Origin of the sequence: Hymenobacter rubripertinctus (assembly GCF_003583925.1) — a bacterium.
In the GTDB taxonomy this organism is placed as follows: domain Bacteria; phylum Bacteroidota; class Bacteroidia; order Cytophagales; family Hymenobacteraceae; genus Hymenobacter; species Hymenobacter rubripertinctus.
In genome coordinates this window covers 1-19,509 of the sequence record NZ_QYCN01000031.1, presented here as the reverse complement: position 1 = coordinate 19,509, position 19,509 = coordinate 1, and the positions used below count along the sequence as shown (strand labels likewise).

Genomic DNA, 19,509 nt, shown 5'->3' with positions numbered 1-19,509 from the left:
GCGCGTATGTAACGACTTCTCTACCTTTGCCCGGCCCACCGCTTCCGGGCCGGTTGGCATTGCGGCACGCTCGCCGGCCAGGTCCGGGGCCGGGCTTTCCACCGTCACTTTGCGAATTAACTCCTATGGCTACTTCTTCCGCTTCCCTGCCGACCATGACCCTGCAGCTCGGCTCGTATCAGACTGCCGTCGACAGCAAACTCCAGGATTTCCGTAACCGCAACTTCACCGCCGGCTTCTGGCAGAAACAAGCCGACCTCTGGGTTTCCGACGCCGAAGGCCAGCAGAGCATCCGCAGCTTTATGGGCTGGCTGCGCGTGGTAGACACCATGCTGCCGGCCGTGGCCGAGATGGAGCAGTTTGTGCAGGAGGTGAAGGACGCCGGCTTCCGCCACGTGGTGGTGATGGGCATGGGCGGCAGTTCCATGACGCCTATCGTATTCCGCCAGGCCTTTGAGCATTTGGCCAAAGGCCTGCCCCTGTCGGTGCTCGATACCACCAACCCCGGCTCGGTGCGCGAGATTGAACAGGCCGTCCCCCTGGCCGAAACCCTGTTCGTGGTGGCCAGCAAATCGGGTACTACGGCCGAGCCGCTGGCGTTTGGCGACTACTTTTACGCCCGCCTGAAAGAGCTGAAAGGCGACAAGGCCGGCGAAAACTTCGTGGCCATTACCGACCCCGGCTCCCAGTTTGTAACCCAGGCTACGGCCGAGGGCTACCGGCGTATCTTCCTGAACTTTAGCGAGGTGGGCGGCCGCTTCTCGGCCCTCTCCTACTTCGGCCTGGTGCCCGCCGCCCTCTATGGCATCGACATCAAAACCCTGCTCGAACGCGCCCAGGTCATGATGCGCGCTACCGGCGCGGAAGGCCCCGTGGACCACAACCCCGGCCTGGAGCTGGGCACCGCCCTGGGTGTGCTGGCCGAACAGGGCCGTGACAAACTCACGCTCGTGGTCCCCGCCGACCTCAGCGACCTGGGCCTGTGGCTGGAGCAGCTCATTGCCGAAAGCACTGGCAAGCAGGGCAAGGGCATTCTGCCCGTAGCCGGCGACCCGCTGGGCAGCCCGGCCGTGTACGGCTCCGACCGCGTGTTTGTGTACGTGGGCTACCAAAGCCAGCCCGACGAGGATAACCGCCGCCAGGTGGCCGCCCTGCAAGCCGCCGGCCACCCCGTTATCACCATTCTGCTCCACGACCCGCTGGACCTCGGAGCTGAGTTCTTCCGTTGGGAAGTGGCTACGGCCGTGGCCAGCGCCGTGTTCGGCATCAACCCCTTCGACCAGCCCAACGTGCAGGCCGCCAAAACGGCCACCAACCAGCTCATGCAGGTGGTGGAAACTGAAGGCCAGCTGCCCCAGACCAGCACCCCGGTGGTCAGCGAGGACGGCCTCGATTACTACGCCGACGTAACCGGCAGCAGTGCCGCCGAAGTGCTGGGCACCTTTTTTGGGCAGGCCAAGGCCAACGATTTCCTCTGCCTTCAGGCCTACCTGATGGAAACGCCGGCCCTGAATACCACGCTCGATGGGTTGCGCGCCCTCGTGCAGCAACGCCTGCACCTGGCCACGGCCGCAGGTTACGGCCCCCGCTTTCTGCACTCTACCGGCCAGTACCATAAGGGTGGCCCCGACAACGGCCTGTTTCTGCAAATCACCACCGACCACCCCCMCGMCCTACCCCTGCCCGGCCGGACCTACACCTTCGGCACTCTCCAGAACGCCCAGGCCGCCGGCGACCTGCAAGCCCTCCAGGACTACCACCGCCGCACCTTACGCGTCCACCTCGGCGCGGGCGGCGAGCAGGCCGGCATGGAACGGCTGCTGACGGCCCTGAAGAAAGCGTTGACGTAACCTGCCCACCACCACGAACAAAGCCTCACTTTGTACACGGCTTGCCCAAAAATCAAACGTCCTTCCAACCCTATTGCTGGAAGGACGTTTTCTGATGCGGTTACCTATACGGTTTGCCACTTTGTAAGCGAGAAGCATCGGCCCAAAACATTTTTTGAACTATCCCAGGAAATCAAGGAAAGACATGGGTAAGGAACAGCCAGGTGGACCAGGGCTTGTGGGGAGCCGTTTCGTGAACCGTGAAGTCAGGTTGTCAGGCCGGTAAACAAGGCACGAAACCGTTATATGTATCTGTCTATCTATGAATCTACCTTCTGTCCTCCGCCTGCCCGAAAGTGGTAACCGCATATTCGGGTTGGATGCGTTGCGTGCGTTTGCTATTTGTTCAGTTGTCTTAGTTCACGGAGCGAGTTGGATTTCGCCCAGATTCACCTTCTTGCATCAGCACGTTATGCGCGTTGATGGCGTGACCATTTTTTTCGTTTTATCGGGGTTCCTGATTGGGCACATCCTGATTAAAATGATGGAAAGCAGGGCCGCCAGTTTTGGCACGCTGTGGGATTTCTGGCGGCGTCGCTGGATCAGAACAATACCGCCATATTACCTGGTGCTGCTCATGGCCATCTCGCTGGAAATTCGAGTCGACATTTTTTCAATTCAGAAGTATCCGGCCTATTTCGTCTTTCTGCAAAACTTTAACTGGGTACACCCGCTCAATTATCAGGAAGCGTGGTCGCTAGCCGTGGAAGAGTGGTTCTACCTGTTGTCAGCACCGGCTATTATCGGGCTGTGTGCTACCCGGGTTTCTCCCAAAGCGGCCGTTATAATAACCGCCCTTACAATGCTGGCAGCAACTACCCTGTACCGGTATAGCTACTACACGCATTTCCAACCCGTCACCTTATTAGAGTGGGCAGACCACTTTCGGACAATCGTTTTGCTACGGCTGGACTCGCTGATGTACGGGGTACTGGCTGCGTGGTGGGCGTACTACTACCCTACGAGCTGGCTTAAGGGGCGAATAGCCAAGTTTCTCGTAAGCCTTGTGGCGCTGTACCTACTCACCGGCCCTTCTTCCGCTGGTGATTTCAACTTCTTCCACTGCGTTATTTACCTCGGCCTCTATCCGCTGGCTGTCGCGTGTAGTCTGCCTCTATTAAGCTCCTGGAAACGTGCCAAGGGCATGGCGGCTGATATCACAACGCACATCAGCTTGATTTCTTACTCCATGTACCTGCTGCATAGTTCGCTGATCCATAACCGGCTGGTTATCCCGTTTGTGCAATCCTTGGCGCTCCCATCACCCGTAAAATCACTTCTGGGAATGGGCCTGCTCTGGGGGCTCACCTTGGTACTGGCTACATTAATGTACAAATACGTTGAGCTGCCTGTAATGAACATGCGCAAACGACTGAAAAACAACAGCTAATACCCCAACTGCCTGTATCTACAGGTCTTTTTACACGTGTTTCGTCGGGCGGCCACTGTTACGGGTATCGCGCATAAAAAATCCCGACGCGAGCCCTCCCTTCACCCATAAAAAGCCCCCCTCCGACCATGTGGCCGGAAGAGTATTTTTGTGGGATTACCTATCCAATTAACCACTTTTCAGGTGAGGTCATCCGATCCAAAAAGGCCTTTTGTCGTGGTTTAAGGCAATAGGAGAAAGAGGTGGGTAAGGGAGGTGTACACGGCGGGGATTTTTTTGGGGCGGTATAAACTAGCGCCCAAAGTCATCCTGCACCCGCACGATGTCGTCTTCGTCGGAGGGTTGGGTGGCGTTCGTGTGCTGCCAGATTTCGGCAACGGTACCCCAGTCGTCGAGGCCGATGAGGCGGTGCCGCTCGCCCTGTTGCAACGTAATTTGCTCGCCGGGGCCGTACGTTTTCAGCGGGCCTTCCTGGTCGGTGAGGCTGGTGATAATACCTACCGTGCCGCTGACGACGCGCCAGATTTCGGCCCGGCGGTGGTGGTACTGCCAAGACAAGCGCTGGTGCGGGGCGACGAGCAGGATTTTGGGGCTGAGCCTGCCCGAAATCCGCAACGAATCGACGGCCAATCCGCCAAAATAGGCATCGGCGAATGGCTGGGCCTGGTTCTCATCAAGCACGAAAAACCCTCCCCAGGGACGCTGCGCATCCTGGCGCTCAATGCGAAACCCCTGGTCGGTGAGGTGGCGGGCAGTTTGTTCGAAGAGCCTGATTTTATCGGGGTTGCTGGTCATAGGGCGAAGAAAGCAAACAACAAACGGACCGTCGGGCAGCCTGCTGAATGGGCCGGCCGGTCGCCTAAAGTAGCGTTTCGGCGCGTGCGGGCCTACTGGGAGCGCAATAATTCCTGACGGGCCATTGGCGGGCGCAAATCCAATTGCCGGGAAGCGCGTACTGATAAGTATCCTTCCACTTACTGCCCGACTCATGGAAAAAGTATCCGCTGGGGTTCACCAGCTCACTATTCAACGCTTTGTAAATGTGTATTTCGTTGAAACCGGCACCCCCGGCGAGTGGGTGCTGGTAGACACCGGGCTGCCGGGCTCGGAGAAATCCATTATTGCCGCCGCCGACCAGATTTTCTATCCCGGCACTCACCCGGAGGCTATCATCCTGACCCACGGCCACCTGGACCATGCTGGGTCGGCCCAGGCCCTGGCCGAGCACTGGAAAGTACCCATTCTGGCCCACCCGCTGGAAATGCCCTTCCTCACGGCCCGGGCCGTGTACCCGCCCGCCGACCCCACGGTGGCCGGTGGCGGCTCGCTGGCCTTCGTGTCGCGGTTCTTCCCGCCCCAGTCATTTCAGCTCACCGATTTCGTGCAGCATCTGCCGCCCAACGACCAGGACCCGCCCTTCCTGCCCGACTGGCAGTGGCTGCACGTGCCCGGCCACGCCCCCGGCCAGATTGCCCTGTTCCGCCACAAAGACCGCACCCTGCTCGGGGCTGATGCCTTTGCCACCTGCAACCACGAGTCGGTGCCGGCGGTGCTGCTGCAACTGCCCGAAATCAGCATTGCGGGTGCCCCGTTCAACTACGACTGGCAACAAGTGGGCGAGTCGATCCGGCAGCTGGCAGCCCTGGACCCCGAAGTTATCGGCTGCGGCCACGGCCCGGCCATCAGGGGGACGCAGGCTGCCGAAGGATTGCGCAAGCTGGCAACGGAGTTCCGCGTACCGGCCCACGGCCGGTACGTGCAGCATCCCGCCCGCACCGACGAAAACGGCGTGGCCTATGTGCCGCCCGCGCCCCACGACCCCATCCGGGCCAAATTCGCGGTAGCGGCGGCCGGCCTCGGAGCGCTGGCCGGAGCGGTCTGGCTGATGCAGCGCTACCAGCAGCGCAAGCAGAACGAATATCCGCGCCCGCAGGCCGCCGAACCCAAGTACTTCCGTACCGAAGAAGTAGCACGGTAGCCGCCCGGCGCTGCCGCCCCCGAAAATCATGCTTTCGCAAGCCGTTGTTTACGTACTCGTTTACAACGGCTTGCGTTTTTTTTTACAGAAGCGCCGCCGCATTGGGTGAGGCTCCGCTTTCAGCCGGAAACGGGCCGGTTGCGTTTAAGCCCTGCTATGCGAGAAGAAGTAGACGAAAGGACCAAGCAACAGGTCATGCAGGAGGAGCGGGCGGAGCAGCGCGAAGCCAACGAGCGGAAAGCCCCCAGCGGCAAGGTCCTGTACCGCACTACCTTGCAGGAAGGCGAGATGGAGCTGCGCCGGCCCTCGGCGGCTTTGTTCTGGTCGGGGCTGGCGGCGGGGCTTTCCATGGGGCTCTCGATGATTGCCGAGGCCCTGCTCACGGCCTACCTGCCGGAGGCTGCCTGGCGGCCGCTGGTGGCCACGTTCGGCTACAGCATGGGCTTTCTGGTCGTGATTCTGGCCCGCCAGCAGCTCTTCACCGAAAACACCCTCACCCCCATCCTGCCCCTGCTCCAGAACAAGGACCTGGCTACCCTGCGCAACGTGCTGCGCCTGTGGGCCGTGGTGCTGGCAGCCAACCTCACCGGGGGGCTGCTCATGGCACTGGTAGCCGCTCACACATCCGCTTTCGATGAAAATGTGCGGGCCGAATTCTTTCGCCTGGGCGAGCACGCCATGCAGTACGGCTTTGGCACCACGCTGCTGCGCGGCATTCTGGCCGGCTGGGTCATTGCCCTGATGGTGTGGCTGCTGCCTTTCGCCGAAACGGCCCGGGTCTGGGTGATTATCCTGATGACTTACGTGGTGGGTATTGCCCACTTCAGCCACGTTATTGCGGGCTCCATTGAGGTGTTTACCCTGGCCGCCGCCGGTCGCGCCAGTTGGCCGGCGGTAGTGTTCGACTTTGTGCTCCCCGCCTTGCTGGGCAACATTCTGGGGGGCGTTACGCTGGTGGCCGTACTCAACCATGCCCAGGTGGTAGCCGGCAACGAGGTTGAATAGCCGGCCGGAGGCGGCCAGGCGGCGCGGTGCGCGGTTGTTCTGCTGGTCAGTCGTTATAGAGCAGCGAGTCGGCGGGTTCGGCGGCGGGTTGGGGCAGCGGCTCCTGCGCCACCCGCACGTTACCGTTCACGGTGCTCACTTTCAGTTGGGCTCCGCCTTTGCCCAGTGTGGCGGCCAGGTTGTGGGGCAGCACGCTCAGGCGCTTGGTGTTGAGCCGGGCCGTAACGCGGCCGCGGTTGGTGCGGGCCAGCAGCGTGCCCGCGTAGGTGGCGGGCAGCTGCCAGCTGACGTCGCCCGTCACCGTGCTCACGTCCAGGCCCGGCCCCGACCACCCTTCGCCGCTGAAGATGAGGTCGAGGTTGCCGGTGGTGGTTTTGCCGCGCACGTCGCCGCCTACGCCGCGCAGCAGCACATTGCCGGTGGTGGTTTCGAAGCGCAGCGTACCCCGCACGTTTTCCAGCACCAGCGCCCCGTTCCCGGCTCTGAGGGCCAGGTCGGTCTGCTCGGGCACCAGCACCTCGTAGTCCACGGCCCAGCCCTCCAGCGACTCATTGGCGCGGGCCGCGCGTAGCAGGTTGTTCTGGTGGCTAACAGCTACGGCGGCCACCAGTCCCCGGGCCGCTTCGGGCGTGGCGGCCCGGCCCGTCACCCGCACCCGCACCCGCACGTCGGATCCGGGCCAGGCGCGCACCGTAATGCTGCCATTGGCCCGGGCATCCACCGTGAGCGGGGTACCCGGCGGCGGCGGGCTCAGGGCCAGCTCCCGGGTCTGGCAGTGCAGCTTCTGTAAAGCGCTGGCGGGCTGCTGATCGGCGCAGCTCAGGTGAAAGGCCGGGGCCGGACCAGTGGGAACGGCCGGCTTGTTGGCCGGGGTTTTAGCGGGCATTTTCTGGGCCAGAGCCGGCCCGGCGGCCAGCGTCAGCCCCAGCAGGAGTACGCGTAGTTTCATAGCGACAAGAAGAGCCCCGCACAGGGGGTGAAGGAGAAGCTGCGTTAGCTTTGCAGCAGCGCGGCCACCCCCGTAAGGTACGCCGCCAGAATGGTGGCCGCAAGCCGGGCCGTCTGATTGTCGCGGTCGAGGAGCGGGTTGAGTTCGACCAGTTCGAAGAGCAGAACGTCCGGTTCGCGGCCGGCCAGAAAAGCGGCCTCCACTGCCTGGCGGGGCGTGAGGCCGTCGGCACTGGGCGCGCTGACGGCCGGAGCATAGGCCTCGGCGCAGCAGTCCAGGTCGAAGCTCACGAAAGCGCCACCCCCGGCCGTGGCGTGGCGCAGGGCCCGGCGCATGTATTCGGTCATCCCGTCCTGCTGCACCTGGGCCAGGGGCACCAGCCGGGCCTGTTGCTGGTGCAGAAAATTGATATCGTCCCAGGTATTGAGGTTGGAATGCAGGCCGATTTCGGTGAACCGGGGTCCGGCCAGCACGCCTTCGCGCAGCAGCTTACCGAAGGGCGTACCGCTGCTGATGAGGCCCGGCCGGTCCTTCACGTCGGCGTGGGCATCGAGGTTGATGCCCCCCACCGGCTGGCCGCCCCTGGCGTCGTGCAGGCCGCGCACCGTGCTGTAGGTGCCGTCGTGGGAGCCACCCAGCACCACCACCCGCGGGTACTGGCCCAGCAGGCGGGCCAGCTCCCGGCGGATGGTCTGGTGGTTGGTTTCGTGGGCGGGGTGGCTTAGGTCGAGGTTGCCCGCATCGGCCAGGCGCAGGCCGTCGAGGCACACATTGTGCTCCAGGTTATAGGTTTTGTGGTAGCGGCGCAGCTCCCGCCGGATGGCGTTCGGGGCGTGCGCGGCCCCGGCCCGGCCGCCTTCGAGTACCGTCCCGTAGTCCAGGGGCAGGCCCACCAGGCACACGTCGGCTTCGGGCAATTCGGCGGCGGGGCGAATCAGGTCACGCATAAAGGTGGGCATAAGCCAAATGTAACCCGAAATCCACGCTCCCCGTTGTCTTTGCCGCCCGGCCAATGGTCCGCCTCCTGGCTTGCCAGCTGCGGAAAGCCGTTATTTGGTTGGGCTACTCGCGGCGGCTTAACTTTTCCGAACCGAACGAGTAGAACCATCTTTCCCTCCCTATGTCTGCTCCCGACCAAATTCTACTCGACATTCCTTCCCTGCTGCTGAGTTACAGCGCCCCCGAACAGTTGCTGCGAGCCCAGTGGCGCGGGCGCTTCGATGCCGCATCGGCCCGCAGCCAGTGCGAAATGCTGCTGGAGCACCTGCTCGACCGCCCCTGCCGGCGCATGATCAACGACAGCAGCGAGGCCTTCGGCGAGTGGTGGGAAGCCGGCAAGTGGATCGGGCAGGTATTTGCGCCCGAGCTGGCGGCCCGGGGCGTGCGCGCCGTCGCCTGGATCAACGCCATGGACTGGCCCTCACGCTACGCCGTAGCCTCTACGGTTCCTTTGGTCAAAGGACTCATCATCAAGGCATTCGATTTCGATGAGCAGCGGGCCGCCCACGAATGGGTGACCAGCATCGAGGTGTAAGCGCCGCTACTGGCAGTCCCACCTGGCAGTAGCGGCGCTGGCACCGTATCTTTCGGTATGAAAGCCCGTACTTTTCTGCTTCCGTTGGGGGGCGCGCTGGTGCTGACCAGCCTGACCGCGACCCGGCCCGATGCGTCGTTTTTCGCGACCTACACGTACGTCTCGTATGCCATTCTGGACCAGGCCAGCAGCCCGGTGCCGCTGCCGGCCCAGGGCGTGGGCGGCACGCTCGCGCTGCAAGCCAACGGCACCTACCAGAAGCGCCTGACGCTGAGCGGCAACGGCGGCACGATGCGCTTCGATCAGGACGGCCGCTTCACGTTCACGCCGGGCCGCATCCGTTTTACTTACACCGACAAAAACGGCCGTTCGCGCACCGACGAGGGCACTTTCCGGCTGACCAAAAGCCAGCTGACGATTATGCTGGCGGGCTTTCCGGCCGGCAACCAGAGCATGTATACCCTGCGCCGCTAACTGGCTGGGGACTTCCGCAGCTTATTTTTTACAGATATCCGCATGGCTGAACAGCCTAAGTCTGTTGTGATTACCGGCGTATCGAGCGGGGTGGGCTTGGCGGCGGCGCGGGCGTTTCTGGGGCGGGGCTACCGGGTGTTCGGCAGCCTGCGCACCCAGGCCGATGCCGCCCGGCTGCAAACGGAGCTGGGTCCGGATTTCACGCCCCTGCTCTTCGACGTAACCGATGCCCAGGCCGTGGCCCGGGCCGCCGCCGAAGTGGCCCGGGCGTTGGCGGGCGCACCACTGACGGGCCTGCTCAACAACGCCGGCATAGCATTCGACGGGCCGCTGCAACATCAGTCCCTGGCCGTAATCAGGCAGCATTTTGAGGTGAACGTGCTGGGCGTGGTGGCGGTAACCCAGGCCTTTCTGCCGCTGCTCGGGGCGCGGGCCGGTTTTGCGGGGCACCCGGGCCGGGTGCTGAACATGGGCTCGGTGAGCGGGCAGGTGGCCTGGGGCTCAAGGTGAGATGGTGAGTTGCTGTTTTAGGGGCCTATTGGAGCAAATGGCGCATCCAGGACTACCGAACAGCAGTTCACTATTTCACCATCTCACTATTTCCCTTTGAGCCCCGCCAGGCTTTCTGCTAACTTGCGGCTCGTTCCGGCTTCCCGCCCGCACGATAACTTACTACTCACCATTTCACCAACTCACCATAGATGGGACGCGCGTTTGAATTCCGAAAAGGCCGCAAAATGAAGCGCTGGGACCGGATGTCGAAAGACTTTACCCGGATTGGCCGCGAAATCGTGATGGCCGTGAAAGAATCCGGTGCCAACCCCGATACCAACTCCCGCCTGCGCACGGCCATGCAGAACGCCAAGGGCGTGAACATGCCCAAGGACCGGGTGGAAGCCGCCATCAAGCGGGCCAGCTCCCGCGAGGAAAAGGACTACCAGGAAGTGGTGTACGAGGGCTACGCGCCCCACGGCGTGGCCGTGGTCATCGAAACGGCCACCGACAACCCCACCCGCACCGTGGCCAACGTGCGCATGTACTTCAACCGCGGCAACGGTGCCTTGGGCACGGCCGGCTCCTCCGACTACACTTTCACCCGTAAAGGCGTATTCAAGCTGTCCGCCGAAGGCCTCGACCTCGAAGAGCTGGAGCTCGAACTCATTGATGCCGGTGCCGAAGACGTGTACGCCGACCAGGACGAGGACGAGCAGGGCCACGTGACCGAGTTCATCGTGGTGGAAACGGCCTTCACCGACTTCGGCCAGATGCAGAAGGCTATTGAAGAGAAGGGGTTCAACGTGGTATCGGCCCAGCTCCAGCGCGTGCCCAACACCACCGTGCACCTCGAAGGCGACGAGCTGGAAGAGGTGATGAACCTGATTGAAAAGTTCGAGGACGACGATGACGTGCAGGCCGTGTACCACACGCTCGGCTGATCATGGATTAGCGCGGATTTTAGCGGATTCCGTGCATATCGGGACTTCTGAAGTAGCCCCGATATGCACGGAGGGTAGCGCGCTGGGCACCGGCGGGCTATGTGGCCGGTTACTGAAACTGTAACTGATTCCGGTTGCGGGGGAACGCAGCTGTCGTAAGGCAGGGTGTCCATTCTTGTTTACCGGTGCTACGCACTGCTTGCATGCGCGCCCCGGAAAGCTACTTTGGCTGTTCCAGCAAAGGCTCTTTCCCGATCATGGGTTAACGGGGTACCTCCTCCTTGTACGGCCCTTGCAAGCACGCCCCTTTCCGGTTTGCCGGTAGCATCTGCTGGGGGAAGCGCCAGGCAGCCCCCCCTAGCAAGCGGACAGTAGGCCACATGGCTGCTCCAAACAGAAGCAAGAAGCCCGCACCAGCCCAGCCGTCGGTAGCGTGCCGCCACCAGGCCACCAGTAGCAGCGCCAATGGATAAAAAAATTCGTAAAACTCGTTGAGTAAAACATGTGGATTAGGTCCAGGCTGCGCTATTACCAGCGTCATTTTCCACCGCAAGCCCCGTATCAGCACCAGTCCCGCGTATAGCAGCAGGGCCGCCACTGGCAGCAGCAGCCCTTCTATGTATAGCAGTAGGCACAGAGCCGCTATTTCCAGCGGAAAGATCCCCCACTCGGTCATGCGACGAACCGAGGCAGCGCCGTACACCGTCACAAAGGTGCGAATCCCGGCCTGATGATCATTCGCCCCATCGCTTAACTGGTGCCAGATGATGTTGCGTAGGCCGCAGGCTAGTGCCCAAACTCCCACGCCAACTATCCAGAGCAGGGGTAACGGCTGCTGCATGGTAGCCCCTACTACCATTACGCCCAGTAGCTGCGGAAAAAAGTGCGCGCCGGCAGCATCGGCCAGCACACCGGCCACACCGCGCCCTTTCAGCCGGACCGGAGGCAGGGAATATAATGAATAGACGACCCAAGTACCCAGGTAGAGAAAGGCTGCTGCGGGGTTTAATTGCCAGAAATGGTACAGAAAGCCCGCACCCACCGCCAAACAGCTTCCCAGTAGCAGCGCAAAGCGAGAAGCCGCTGTTTGTGCCAGCCGGTTTTCTTTGCCGGCTTCCTTGTCAACGACCCGGTCGGTCCAGTCGTTGAGCAGGCTGACGTAGGTAGCGGCCACAGTCAGGGCCAGCAGCAGCAGCAGCAGTTGGCCACTAAGGGGCCAAATGGGCCGGTCCGACAGTAATGCCGTTGCAAAACAAATGGCCATAATAGGCGCAAATTTGTACCCCCACCATTCGGTGAAGCGGGCGACTGCCGCCAGCCGGCGAACAAAGCGAAGCAATGACATCAGTCTGATTTCAGGTATCTAGTGCCGTTGGGCGTTTGCCCGGTGGGGGGTCGGAAGCAGGCTGACTGCGGCACCAGGTAGTGCAAACACATCGTTTACCGTGCAAAAATGAGGGAAATAATCTACAACTCGCATTCACCTTTGGCTAGTCCACGGGCATTTGGCCGAGCAGTAGGGCTTGATGCCCGGACCGTGCTGCGCGTGGGCCGGCAGCTATTCGTGCGCAACCTGATTGTGCAGTACCGGCAGAGCGTGCTGGGCTACCTGTGGCTGTTGCTGCCGCCACTGGTGCTGGCCCTGACCTGGACTCTGCTTAGCAAAGCCAACATCTTACAGGGAGAAAAGCCTGCGGTACCCCTGCCTTTGTTCATTCTGACTGGCATATTTTTGTGGCAGGCGTTCGTGGAAACCCTCAACAGCCCGCTCCAGCAGCTAACTTCCGTGCGCCATACGCTGGCCAAAGTGCGGGTGCCCCACGAAGCCTTCGTGGCGGCAGGTATGGGGGTGGTAGTGTTCAATTTGCTGGTGCGCCTGGCGGTGCTGGGCGCGGTGATGTGGTGGTACGGAGTGGGCTGGCACCTGACGCTGTTGTGGGTGCCGCTGGGCCTGGGTGCCCTGCTGGCGCTGGGCCTGGGCATTGGCTGGCTCGTGGCCCTGTTGGGTTTGCTGTACAACGATGTCGCCAATGCCCTCACGCTGGGCATCAACCTCTGGTTTCTGGTGACGCCGGTGGTGTACGTGCTGCCCGGGCGCTATGCGGCCCTGCTGAATCTGAACCCAGTTACGCCCCTGCTCCTGACGACCCGCAACTGGCTGCTGTCGGGCCAGGCCGCGCCCAGTCCCGGCTTTTGGATGGTGGCGGCCCTGGCCTCATTCGGCAGCCTGCTCGGCTGGCTGGCGTACCGCCTGGCCCAGCCCCACCTGATAGCCCGTTTCTAACCCCCGGCCTGCTTTTCTTTTCTGCCCTTTCGTTTACGTTCCGTGATTTCAGCTCCCGAAGCAGCGCCCGATTTTCCCGTGATTCAGGTACGGAAACTAGCCAAAAAATTCTGTACCCGCCTGCGCACCTCGCTCTGGTACGGGTTGCGCGACATCGTGGCCGAGGCCTGGCCCTGGTCCCGGCCGCGAACCGCGAGCCTGCGCGAACACGAGTTCTGGAGCTTGCAAGATGTGTCGTTTGAACTCCGGCGGGGCGAGGCCCTGGCCATTGTGGGCGCCAACGGAGCCGGCAAAAGCACCCTGCTCAAGCTGCTCAATGGCCTGATCAAACCCGACGGCGGCACCATCCGGCTGCGCGGCCAAGTAGGAGCCCTCATCGAGTTGGGCGTCGGCCTCGACCCGGTGCTCAGCGGCCGCGAGAATATTTTCGTGCGGGCCGCGCTTTTCGGCTTTTCCCGAACCCAGGTCAACCCGGTCTTCTCCCAAATCGAGGAGTTTGCCGGGCTGGGCGACGCCATCGATATGCCGGTTCAGTTCTACAGCTCGGGCATGGTGGCCCGGCTGGCCTACGCGGTAGCCATTCATCTGCGGCCCGATATTTTGCTGGTGGATGAGGTGCTGGCCGTTGGCGACATGGATTTTCAGCGCAAATGCATCAATCACATGCTGGCTTATCTGGCGGCGGGTGGGTCGGTGGTGCTGGTTTCGCACAACCCCTACCACATCCAGGCCGTGTGCCAGCGGGGCATATTGCTGGAGCACGGGCGAGTGGCTTTCGCGGGTAGCGGCCTGGAAACGCTCGACCGCTATTTTGCCCAGCAGCACCAGTTGCCGGCCACCCGCGGCACCGGGCCAACCACCGGCCGGCCGGTGGTTATCGAGGCCCTGACCATGACGGGCGAAGCCACGCCTGCCGTAGTGGCCGGCGGCCCGCTCCGGCTTCGCGTCGATTACCAGGCTCAGCAGGCGTATGAGGCGGTGGGCTGGGCATTCTACATCTGGACCAACGACGGCCTGACCTGCATCACCGGCGGCCTGCGCCTGGAGCCCGTCCGCCTGGCCGCCGGCCAGCACCAGCTCTGCTGCACGGTACCGCAGTTGCCGCTCACCGCTGGCCAGTACGTAGTGAAGGTGGCTATTTTTGAATTGCACTCCCAACAGCCCCTGGCCCTGCTGGGATGGGAGGATGCTCCGGTGCCCCTACAAGTTCAAGGAGAGCTGACGCTGGAGAAAAGCTTTCAAACGATGCTTCAGCAGTTAGTGACTATACCAGTAAAATGGGGCGACGAACAACTCGGGGTTCATTAGCCGGCCCGCCGGTTTCGCAACGCCCGCCAGATATAACCGGGCCGCAGCCGGGCCGCCACCTCCCGCAATAAGGTAGCCAGCGGGAGCGTAGCGGCCGGTGGCACCACGGGCCGTGGCGCGGGCCAGGTAACAGCCGCCGGCCGCGCAAAATCGGGAGCGGCCCGGCGGCGCGTAGCTAGCACGGCCCGGCGCGGGTTTCCGCCGGCAGGTGCTGGGTGGCGTACCACCTCCACCTTATCAAAGTAAGGAGCCAGCAGCCGCACGAAATGCTCGATTTGGGGAGCAATGAGGTGATGGTGCGTTTTGCCGGTGTCGCCTTCGTTCCAGGACCAGGTGCAACCCGTTATCCAGAAGTCGCCGGGATACATACCCGCCGAATCGGTATGGTACAGTACGGGCGTGGCGCGCAATTCCTCCAAATCGAGTATGGGAATGAAAATGGCCCCTTCCGGCCGGGTCCATGTGATCATATTGGCCACCACCTGCTCCACTTCCTTCACCGTTTCGCAGTAGGAGTACGCCGACCACATGCACGTCACCAGCGACCATTGCGCCCGCCACTCGGGTACCTCGTTGCGGAAGTCGCCCTGGCGGAAGAACAGCGCATCGGGGCTGGCGGCCTGCGCGCGGGCCAGCATAGCCGCCGACAAATCGTAGCCGGCGCGGGCGACGCCGGGAAACTGGCTCAGAAAGTACCCCGTACCGCAACCAATATCCAGCCACCGCGCGCTGGGTCCCAGTTGTTGCCGCAACAGGGCCAGGTCCGCGTCGGTGTTGCTTCTGGCACCGGGTAAGAGCAGGAACCGGTCGTTGTAATCGGCCGCGTACTCCGCATCGTATACCTCCAGAACGTCTGTTGATTTCATGCTGCAAGTTCAGTAAAAAAGGCCAACCTTTTGCCTGGGCATCTCCTTCAGGTAACCTGCTACCACAGCCACTTCCGCCATCAAACGGTGCCCATCATTCCGGGCAGTGAGGTGGCGCGGGTTTGTGCTGCTAATGCCCGATTTGTCGGTCTCAACGAAGTCGCCTGGGGCAGGGGTGCCGCGTAGCAGTTTAAAAAACCAAGTTTCGCGGTCGTCTTTGGTTGGCGCGGACTGCTCTGGTTGAAGTGGCCCGTTATTTTTTGCGTATTTCGCTGCTGTTGTTCTGCTATCCGATGTCGATTCACGCCACCATTGCCACCGTACACGGCAGCCTCACCGCCACGTTTGCCGTTCTGGATGCCTGGTTTGAACTGCCCGCCGAGTGGCGCCGCTACCGCCCCGGGAACGGGGCTGGACGGCCGACGAAATTCTGGAACACGTGGGTCTGACCAACCATTTCCTGCTGATTCTGATTCAGAAAGCTGCCCGCAAGGCCCTGAAGAACTCTGCTGGCACCGACCTGGGCATAGCCGTAGCCCAGTACGCATTTCAGCTGGAGAAATTGCAGGATATCAGTCAGCCCCGGGCGTTTAGCTGGGTCCGGCCGGAGCACATGGAGCCCACCGGCACCTGCCCCCTGGCCGAAACGCGGGTCCAACTGCGCCGCCAGGAAGCCGAGTGCCTGGGTTTGCTGGCCGAATTACCGAACGGGGAGGGTTGCTTTACCGCACCACCATGTCGGTGAACGGCTTGGGCAAAATCGACGTGTACGAGTACCGCTACTTTCTGGCCCAGCACGGCCAGCGCCACCTCACGCAACTAAGCCAGAACGCGGCCGAATTCGCCCGGGCGCAAGCGTAGCACTTTCCCCTACCGCGCTTGCTACCCCGACCTGAAGCAACGGTTGCGGCCACCGCCGCATCTGCCCGGGTACCGGCCCTAGCTGTATTCTGGTAGCTGTTCTTCTCCTAATTACTTTATGAAACGATTCCTGCTGTTCGTTCTGCTGACTTTCTGCGGTTTCGCCGCCGTCGCCCAACAAGCGGAACTGGAAACCCTGCTTCGGCAGAAAAATATTCCGGGCCTCCAGCTCATTCATACCAAAGGCCACCGCACCACGGCTTATAACCTGGGCCGGTTGCGGCAGGATTCGGCCGGCGCGGTAACGGCCGAATCCGTGTTTCAGGCTGCCTCGCTGGGTAAGGTGGTGCTGGCTTACCTCGCCCTGCGCCTCCACGACCAGGGCCGCCTCAACCTCGACCAGCCATTGCTCAGCTACGCCCCCTACCCCCGGCTGGCGGCCGAGCCGCGCGCCGCCCGCGTGACGGCCCGCATGGTGCTTACCCACACCACTGGCCTGCCCAACTGGGCCGAAAACCCATTCGGCCCCACCTGGGCCACCTCGCCCCTGGCCTTGCGCTTCGCCCCCGACAGCTGCTGGAACTACTCGGGCGAGGGGTTCGTGTGGTTGCAGAAAACGCTGGAGCAGATTAGCGGTCAAACCCTGGAAGCGCTGGCCCAGCAGGAAGTTTTTGAGCCGCTGAAGATGCGCCGCAGTAGCTTCAAGTGGCAGCCCTGGTTTGCGGGCAATACGGCCTGCGGGCACGACAAGGCCGGCCAACCCACCCAGGTGCGCCGCTTCGCCGAGCCCTACGCGGCCTACTCGCTGCTCACGACGGCCACCGACTACAACCATTTCCTGCAAGCCTTGCGCACTGGCCGGGGCCTGCAACCGGCTACTGCCCGCCTGCTGACTACCGCCGCCAGCGAAGCCAACCGCTGCGGCAAGCTCCCCACCCCCACCGACCCGTTCGTGGCCTGGGCTACCGGTGTGGGCCTGGCTACCACCAGCGCCGGCCCCGCCCTCTGGCACTGGGGCAACAACGACGATTTCCAGGGCTTCTTTTTGGTGCTGCCCGCACGGCGCGAAAGTCTGCTGTTCTTCACCAACAGTGCCCACGGCCTGGAGCTCACCAACGATGTGCTGCGCCTGTTCATCGGCCCTGGCGAGTACCGGGTGATGCAGTGGCTGGCCGAGGAGTAGTTGCTGCTTGCCAGTTGTCAGTAACCGGCAAATGCTGCCTACATTGCTTTCATGCTGAAAAAACTACTCGCCGGAACCCTGCTGGCCCTTACCGCAGCCTGCTCCACCGCCCCCACCTCATCAGAAACGCCGGTTACCGGCCCGGCTCTCACTACCTACTTCCCCGCTCCCGGCACAGCAGTTTTGGCCGATGGCGGGGTACAGATGGTGCCCATCAAAACGGCCAAGGGCACGTTCAACGTCTGGACCAAGCGGTTTGGCAGCAACCCGCGCATTAAACTGCTGCTGCTTAATGGCGGGCCGGGCGCAACGCACGAGTACTTTGAGTGCATGGAGAGCTTCCTGCCCCGCGAAGGCATCGAGTTTATCTACTACGACCAGCTCGGCTGCGGCAACTCCGACAACCCCAAGGACACGGCCATGTGGAGCCTGCCGCGCTACGTGGAGGAAGTGGAGCAGGTACGCCAGGCCCTGAACCTGGACAGCAGCAACTTTTATTTGCTCGGCCACAGTTGGGGCGGCATCCTGGCCGCCGAATACGCCCTCAAGTACCAGCAGCACCTCAAGGGCCTCGTCATCAGCAACATGATGATGAGCATTCCTGCCTACGGCAAGTACGCCAACGACGTGCTGGCGCCCCAGTTCAAGCCCGAAGTGCTGAAGGAAATCCGGGCCATTGAGGCGCGGAAGGATTACCAGAACCCGCGCTACATGGAGCTGCTGCTGCCCAACTTCTACACCCAGCACATTTTGCGCCGCCCCCTGGAACAGTGGCCCGAGCCAGTAAACCGCTCCTTCGCCAAAATGAACCAGTCGCTCTACGTGACCATGCAGGGTCCGAGCGAGTTCGGCGTATCCGGCAAGCTGCTCAACTGGAACCGCGTGCCCGACCTGCCCAAGCTGGCCGTACCCGTGCTCAGCATCGGTGGCAAATACGACACCATGGACCCCGAGCACATGCGTATGGTGGCCGAAAAAGTCCAGCACGGTACCGCCCTCATCTGCCCCAACGGCAGCCACATGAGCTTCTACGACGACCAGCCAACCTACATGCACGGCCTGATGAAGTGGATGCAAGGCGTGGACAAAGGCGAAAAAGCGGTAAAATTGTAGGTTCAAACAACCCGATCAGCCGCTGGCCATACTTGGCTGCTGGCGCGTCCCAGGCATTTCCCCTTACCTAATCCATGTCCCTTCCCGCTGCTTCCGCCACTGCCAACCCGCCACTTTACTCCCAGCGGAGCGTGCGTTTGTTCTCGTTGCTGTTCACGGCCGTGGCCGGCGGGGTATTCACGGCGCACAACTTACGAGCGGTAGGCCAGCCCGATGCAGCTCGGAAGGCCCTTTGGGGCAGCGTGGCCGTGGTAGCTCTGATGGCCGTGGTGCTGGCGCTGCTGCCCTATTCGCCCAACACCGGAGCCTACACCGTGGGCGTGGGCCTGGCCAGTGCCTACGGACTTAATGGCTACGCCGACCGTTTCATTGCCAACCCACGCGACTTCCCCACCAAAAGCATCTGGCGGCCTCTGGCTATCTGCCTGCTGGTGTTCGTGCCGATTGTGGCTATGCTTATTTACGCCTTTTAAGCACCCATTTCCTTCTCTCATGGCTTTCCCCTACCGCTCCCTTTTTCTGTTTGAAGCCGATACGGCTACTATTTTTGAGATAAAGCGCCTCGACATCCAAAGCAAAAACCCCGGCCACCTGTACTTCTGGCTGCATTTCGATAACGCCAGCGGCCAGCTCAGCCAGCTCAATTTTGAGGATATGAGCACCGAAGACGGCGAGCACCAGCGCGAATTCAGCCAGGGTCAGCTACGATTCAATACCACCGAGGGCACTTTTGCGCCCACCGATGGTAGCCCGCCGCTGATGCTGCGCACCATTACGCCGCCCACGCTGCCGACCGAGCTGGAAACGGCGCTGTTCGCGTTTTTTGCCTGAACCCAGTTTGGGCACAGTGGCCGCCCGCCGACTATTATATGAGAAATATTGTTCTGTGCTGCTCTTTACTGCTTACTGCTTGTACCAGCCGAGAGCACAGGTATTCGTACAATTTAACCAATAAGTGCGTCAGAGATTACATTTCAGAACACTACAAAACCAACGATGAAGTTTCATTCATAAAAATCGTCGAGAGTAAAAACGCATGCAAGCAGTATTACATAAGCAGCATAATATGCCTAAGCGCTATCAAGAATGATTACTCTACCCTACTAAATATTGCGGCATAAAACGGGGCAGTCCGACCTTTGGGGTTCCTACACCATCCAAACCCGTTCTGCCCCGTGAAGCAATGCCTCAGCGCCAAACTTACTACGCTTTTGCGACAGGTGCCGTTTGTGCGCCATT

The 19,509-nt window shown here is 61.8% G+C and carries 21 protein-coding genes; 16 read left to right on the top strand and 5 right to left on the bottom strand.

Annotated features, from left to right (window positions below; translation table 11 throughout):
* Positions 1 to 125 precede the first annotated feature (125 nt).
* The gene (locus D0T11_RS16945) at positions 126 to 1,850 is read left to right on the top strand and encodes a glucose-6-phosphate isomerase (protein WP_119656994.1); all 1,725 of its coding nucleotides are present in this window, start codon (positions 126 to 128) and stop codon (positions 1,848 to 1,850) included.
* Between the two features lie 301 nt (positions 1,851 to 2,151).
* A complete protein-coding gene (locus D0T11_RS16940; RefSeq protein WP_119656993.1) occupies positions 2,152 to 3,279 on the top strand; it encodes an acyltransferase family protein in 1,128 nt (375 codons plus the stop codon).
* A gap of 291 nt (positions 3,280 to 3,570) precedes the next feature.
* Here D0T11_RS16940 and D0T11_RS16935 read toward each other — a convergent pair whose 3' ends face one another.
* Complete coding sequence (locus D0T11_RS16935) at positions 3,571 to 4,074, bottom strand: cupin domain-containing protein (RefSeq protein WP_119656992.1); 504 nt, start codon at positions 4,072 to 4,074, stop codon at positions 3,571 to 3,573.
* A 193-nt stretch (positions 4,075 to 4,267) separates the two neighbouring features.
* Between D0T11_RS16935 and D0T11_RS16930 the strand changes: the two genes are divergently transcribed.
* Entirely contained in the window at positions 4,268 to 5,257 is a 990-nt protein-coding gene (locus tag D0T11_RS16930) for an MBL fold metallo-hydrolase (protein ID WP_119656991.1), read from the top strand.
* 156 nt (positions 5,258 to 5,413) lie between these two features.
* A complete protein-coding gene (locus D0T11_RS16925; RefSeq protein ID WP_119656990.1) occupies positions 5,414 to 6,262 on the top strand; it encodes a formate/nitrite transporter family protein in 849 nt (282 codons plus the stop codon).
* Positions 6,263 to 6,308: 46 nt separating this feature from the next.
* Here D0T11_RS16925 and D0T11_RS16920 read toward each other — a convergent pair whose 3' ends face one another.
* Entirely contained in the window at positions 6,309 to 7,211 is a 903-nt protein-coding gene (locus D0T11_RS16920) for a DUF4097 family beta strand repeat-containing protein (RefSeq protein WP_119656989.1), read from the bottom strand.
* Positions 7,212 to 7,255: 44 nt separating this feature from the next.
* Complete coding sequence (locus tag D0T11_RS16915) at positions 7,256 to 8,158, bottom strand: arginase family protein (RefSeq protein WP_182888464.1); 903 nt, start codon at positions 8,156 to 8,158, stop codon at positions 7,256 to 7,258.
* 173 nt (positions 8,159 to 8,331) lie between these two features.
* Here D0T11_RS16915 and D0T11_RS16910 point away from each other — a divergent pair, with 173 nt between their 5' ends.
* The 4 genes from D0T11_RS16910 to D0T11_RS16895 all read left to right on the top strand — a co-directional run bounded on the left by D0T11_RS16910 (position 8,332) and on the right by D0T11_RS16895 (position 10,655).
* The gene (locus D0T11_RS16910; protein WP_119656987.1) at positions 8,332 to 8,745 is read left to right on the top strand and encodes an STAS/SEC14 domain-containing protein; all 414 of its coding nucleotides are present in this window, start codon (positions 8,332 to 8,334) and stop codon (positions 8,743 to 8,745) included.
* 57 nt (positions 8,746 to 8,802) lie between these two features.
* Entirely contained in the window at positions 8,803 to 9,219 is a 417-nt protein-coding gene (locus tag D0T11_RS16905) for a hypothetical protein (RefSeq protein ID WP_119656986.1), read from the top strand.
* A gap of 42 nt (positions 9,220 to 9,261) precedes the next feature.
* The gene (locus tag D0T11_RS16900) at positions 9,262 to 9,729 is read left to right on the top strand and encodes an SDR family oxidoreductase (protein WP_119656985.1); all 468 of its coding nucleotides are present in this window, start codon (positions 9,262 to 9,264) and stop codon (positions 9,727 to 9,729) included.
* A gap of 191 nt (positions 9,730 to 9,920) precedes the next feature.
* A complete protein-coding gene (locus tag D0T11_RS16895; protein ID WP_119656984.1) occupies positions 9,921 to 10,655 on the top strand; it encodes a YebC/PmpR family DNA-binding transcriptional regulator in 735 nt (244 codons plus the stop codon).
* A gap of 262 nt (positions 10,656 to 10,917) precedes the next feature.
* Here the strand turns inward: D0T11_RS16895 and D0T11_RS16890 are convergent, their stop codons facing one another.
* Complete coding sequence (locus tag D0T11_RS16890) at positions 10,918 to 12,000, bottom strand: UbiA family prenyltransferase (RefSeq protein WP_119656983.1); 1,083 nt, start codon at positions 11,998 to 12,000, stop codon at positions 10,918 to 10,920.
* 108 nt (positions 12,001 to 12,108) lie between these two features.
* Between D0T11_RS16890 and D0T11_RS16885 the strand changes: the two genes are divergently transcribed.
* Entirely contained in the window at positions 12,109 to 12,939 is an 831-nt protein-coding gene (locus tag D0T11_RS16885) for an ABC transporter permease (protein WP_119656982.1), read from the top strand.
* A 42-nt stretch (positions 12,940 to 12,981) separates the two neighbouring features.
* Complete coding sequence (locus D0T11_RS16880; protein ID WP_119656981.1) at positions 12,982 to 14,247, top strand: ABC transporter ATP-binding protein; 1,266 nt, start codon at positions 12,982 to 12,984, stop codon at positions 14,245 to 14,247.
* Here the strand turns inward: D0T11_RS16880 and D0T11_RS16875 are convergent.
* Positions 14,244 to 15,113, bottom strand: coding sequence for a class I SAM-dependent methyltransferase (locus D0T11_RS16875; RefSeq protein WP_119656980.1), 870 nt, complete (start codon positions 15,111 to 15,113; stop codon positions 14,244 to 14,246). The genes D0T11_RS16880 and D0T11_RS16875 overlap by 4 nt on opposite strands.
* A gap of 382 nt (positions 15,114 to 15,495) precedes the next feature.
* On the opposite strand from D0T11_RS16875, the gene D0T11_RS16870 reads away from it, so the two are divergent.
* The 6 genes from D0T11_RS16870 to D0T11_RS16850 all read left to right on the top strand — a co-directional run bounded on the left by D0T11_RS16870 (position 15,496) and on the right by D0T11_RS16850 (position 19,101).
* Entirely contained in the window at positions 15,496 to 15,858 is a 363-nt protein-coding gene (locus D0T11_RS16870) for a DinB family protein (protein ID WP_119656979.1), read from the top strand.
* The gene (locus D0T11_RS23385) at positions 15,849 to 15,974 is read left to right on the top strand and encodes a hypothetical protein (protein ID WP_262682049.1); all 126 of its coding nucleotides are present in this window, start codon (positions 15,849 to 15,851) and stop codon (positions 15,972 to 15,974) included. The genes D0T11_RS16870 and D0T11_RS23385 overlap by 10 nt, the downstream gene beginning before the upstream one ends.
* Before the next feature lie 118 nt (positions 15,975 to 16,092).
* A complete protein-coding gene (locus tag D0T11_RS16865; protein WP_119656978.1) occupies positions 16,093 to 17,157 on the top strand; it encodes a serine hydrolase domain-containing protein in 1,065 nt (354 codons plus the stop codon).
* A gap of 51 nt (positions 17,158 to 17,208) precedes the next feature.
* Positions 17,209 to 18,270, top strand: a complete 1,062-nt coding sequence (locus D0T11_RS16860; RefSeq protein WP_119656977.1) for a proline iminopeptidase-family hydrolase — start codon at positions 17,209 to 17,211, stop codon at positions 18,268 to 18,270.
* Positions 18,271 to 18,344: 74 nt separating this feature from the next.
* Positions 18,345 to 18,743, top strand: coding sequence for a hypothetical protein (locus tag D0T11_RS16855; RefSeq protein ID WP_147374699.1), 399 nt, complete (start codon positions 18,345 to 18,347; stop codon positions 18,741 to 18,743).
* Positions 18,744 to 18,762: 19 nt separating this feature from the next.
* The gene (locus tag D0T11_RS16850; RefSeq protein ID WP_119656975.1) at positions 18,763 to 19,101 is read left to right on the top strand and encodes a hypothetical protein; all 339 of its coding nucleotides are present in this window, start codon (positions 18,763 to 18,765) and stop codon (positions 19,099 to 19,101) included.
* Positions 19,102 to 19,509 lie beyond the last annotated feature (408 nt).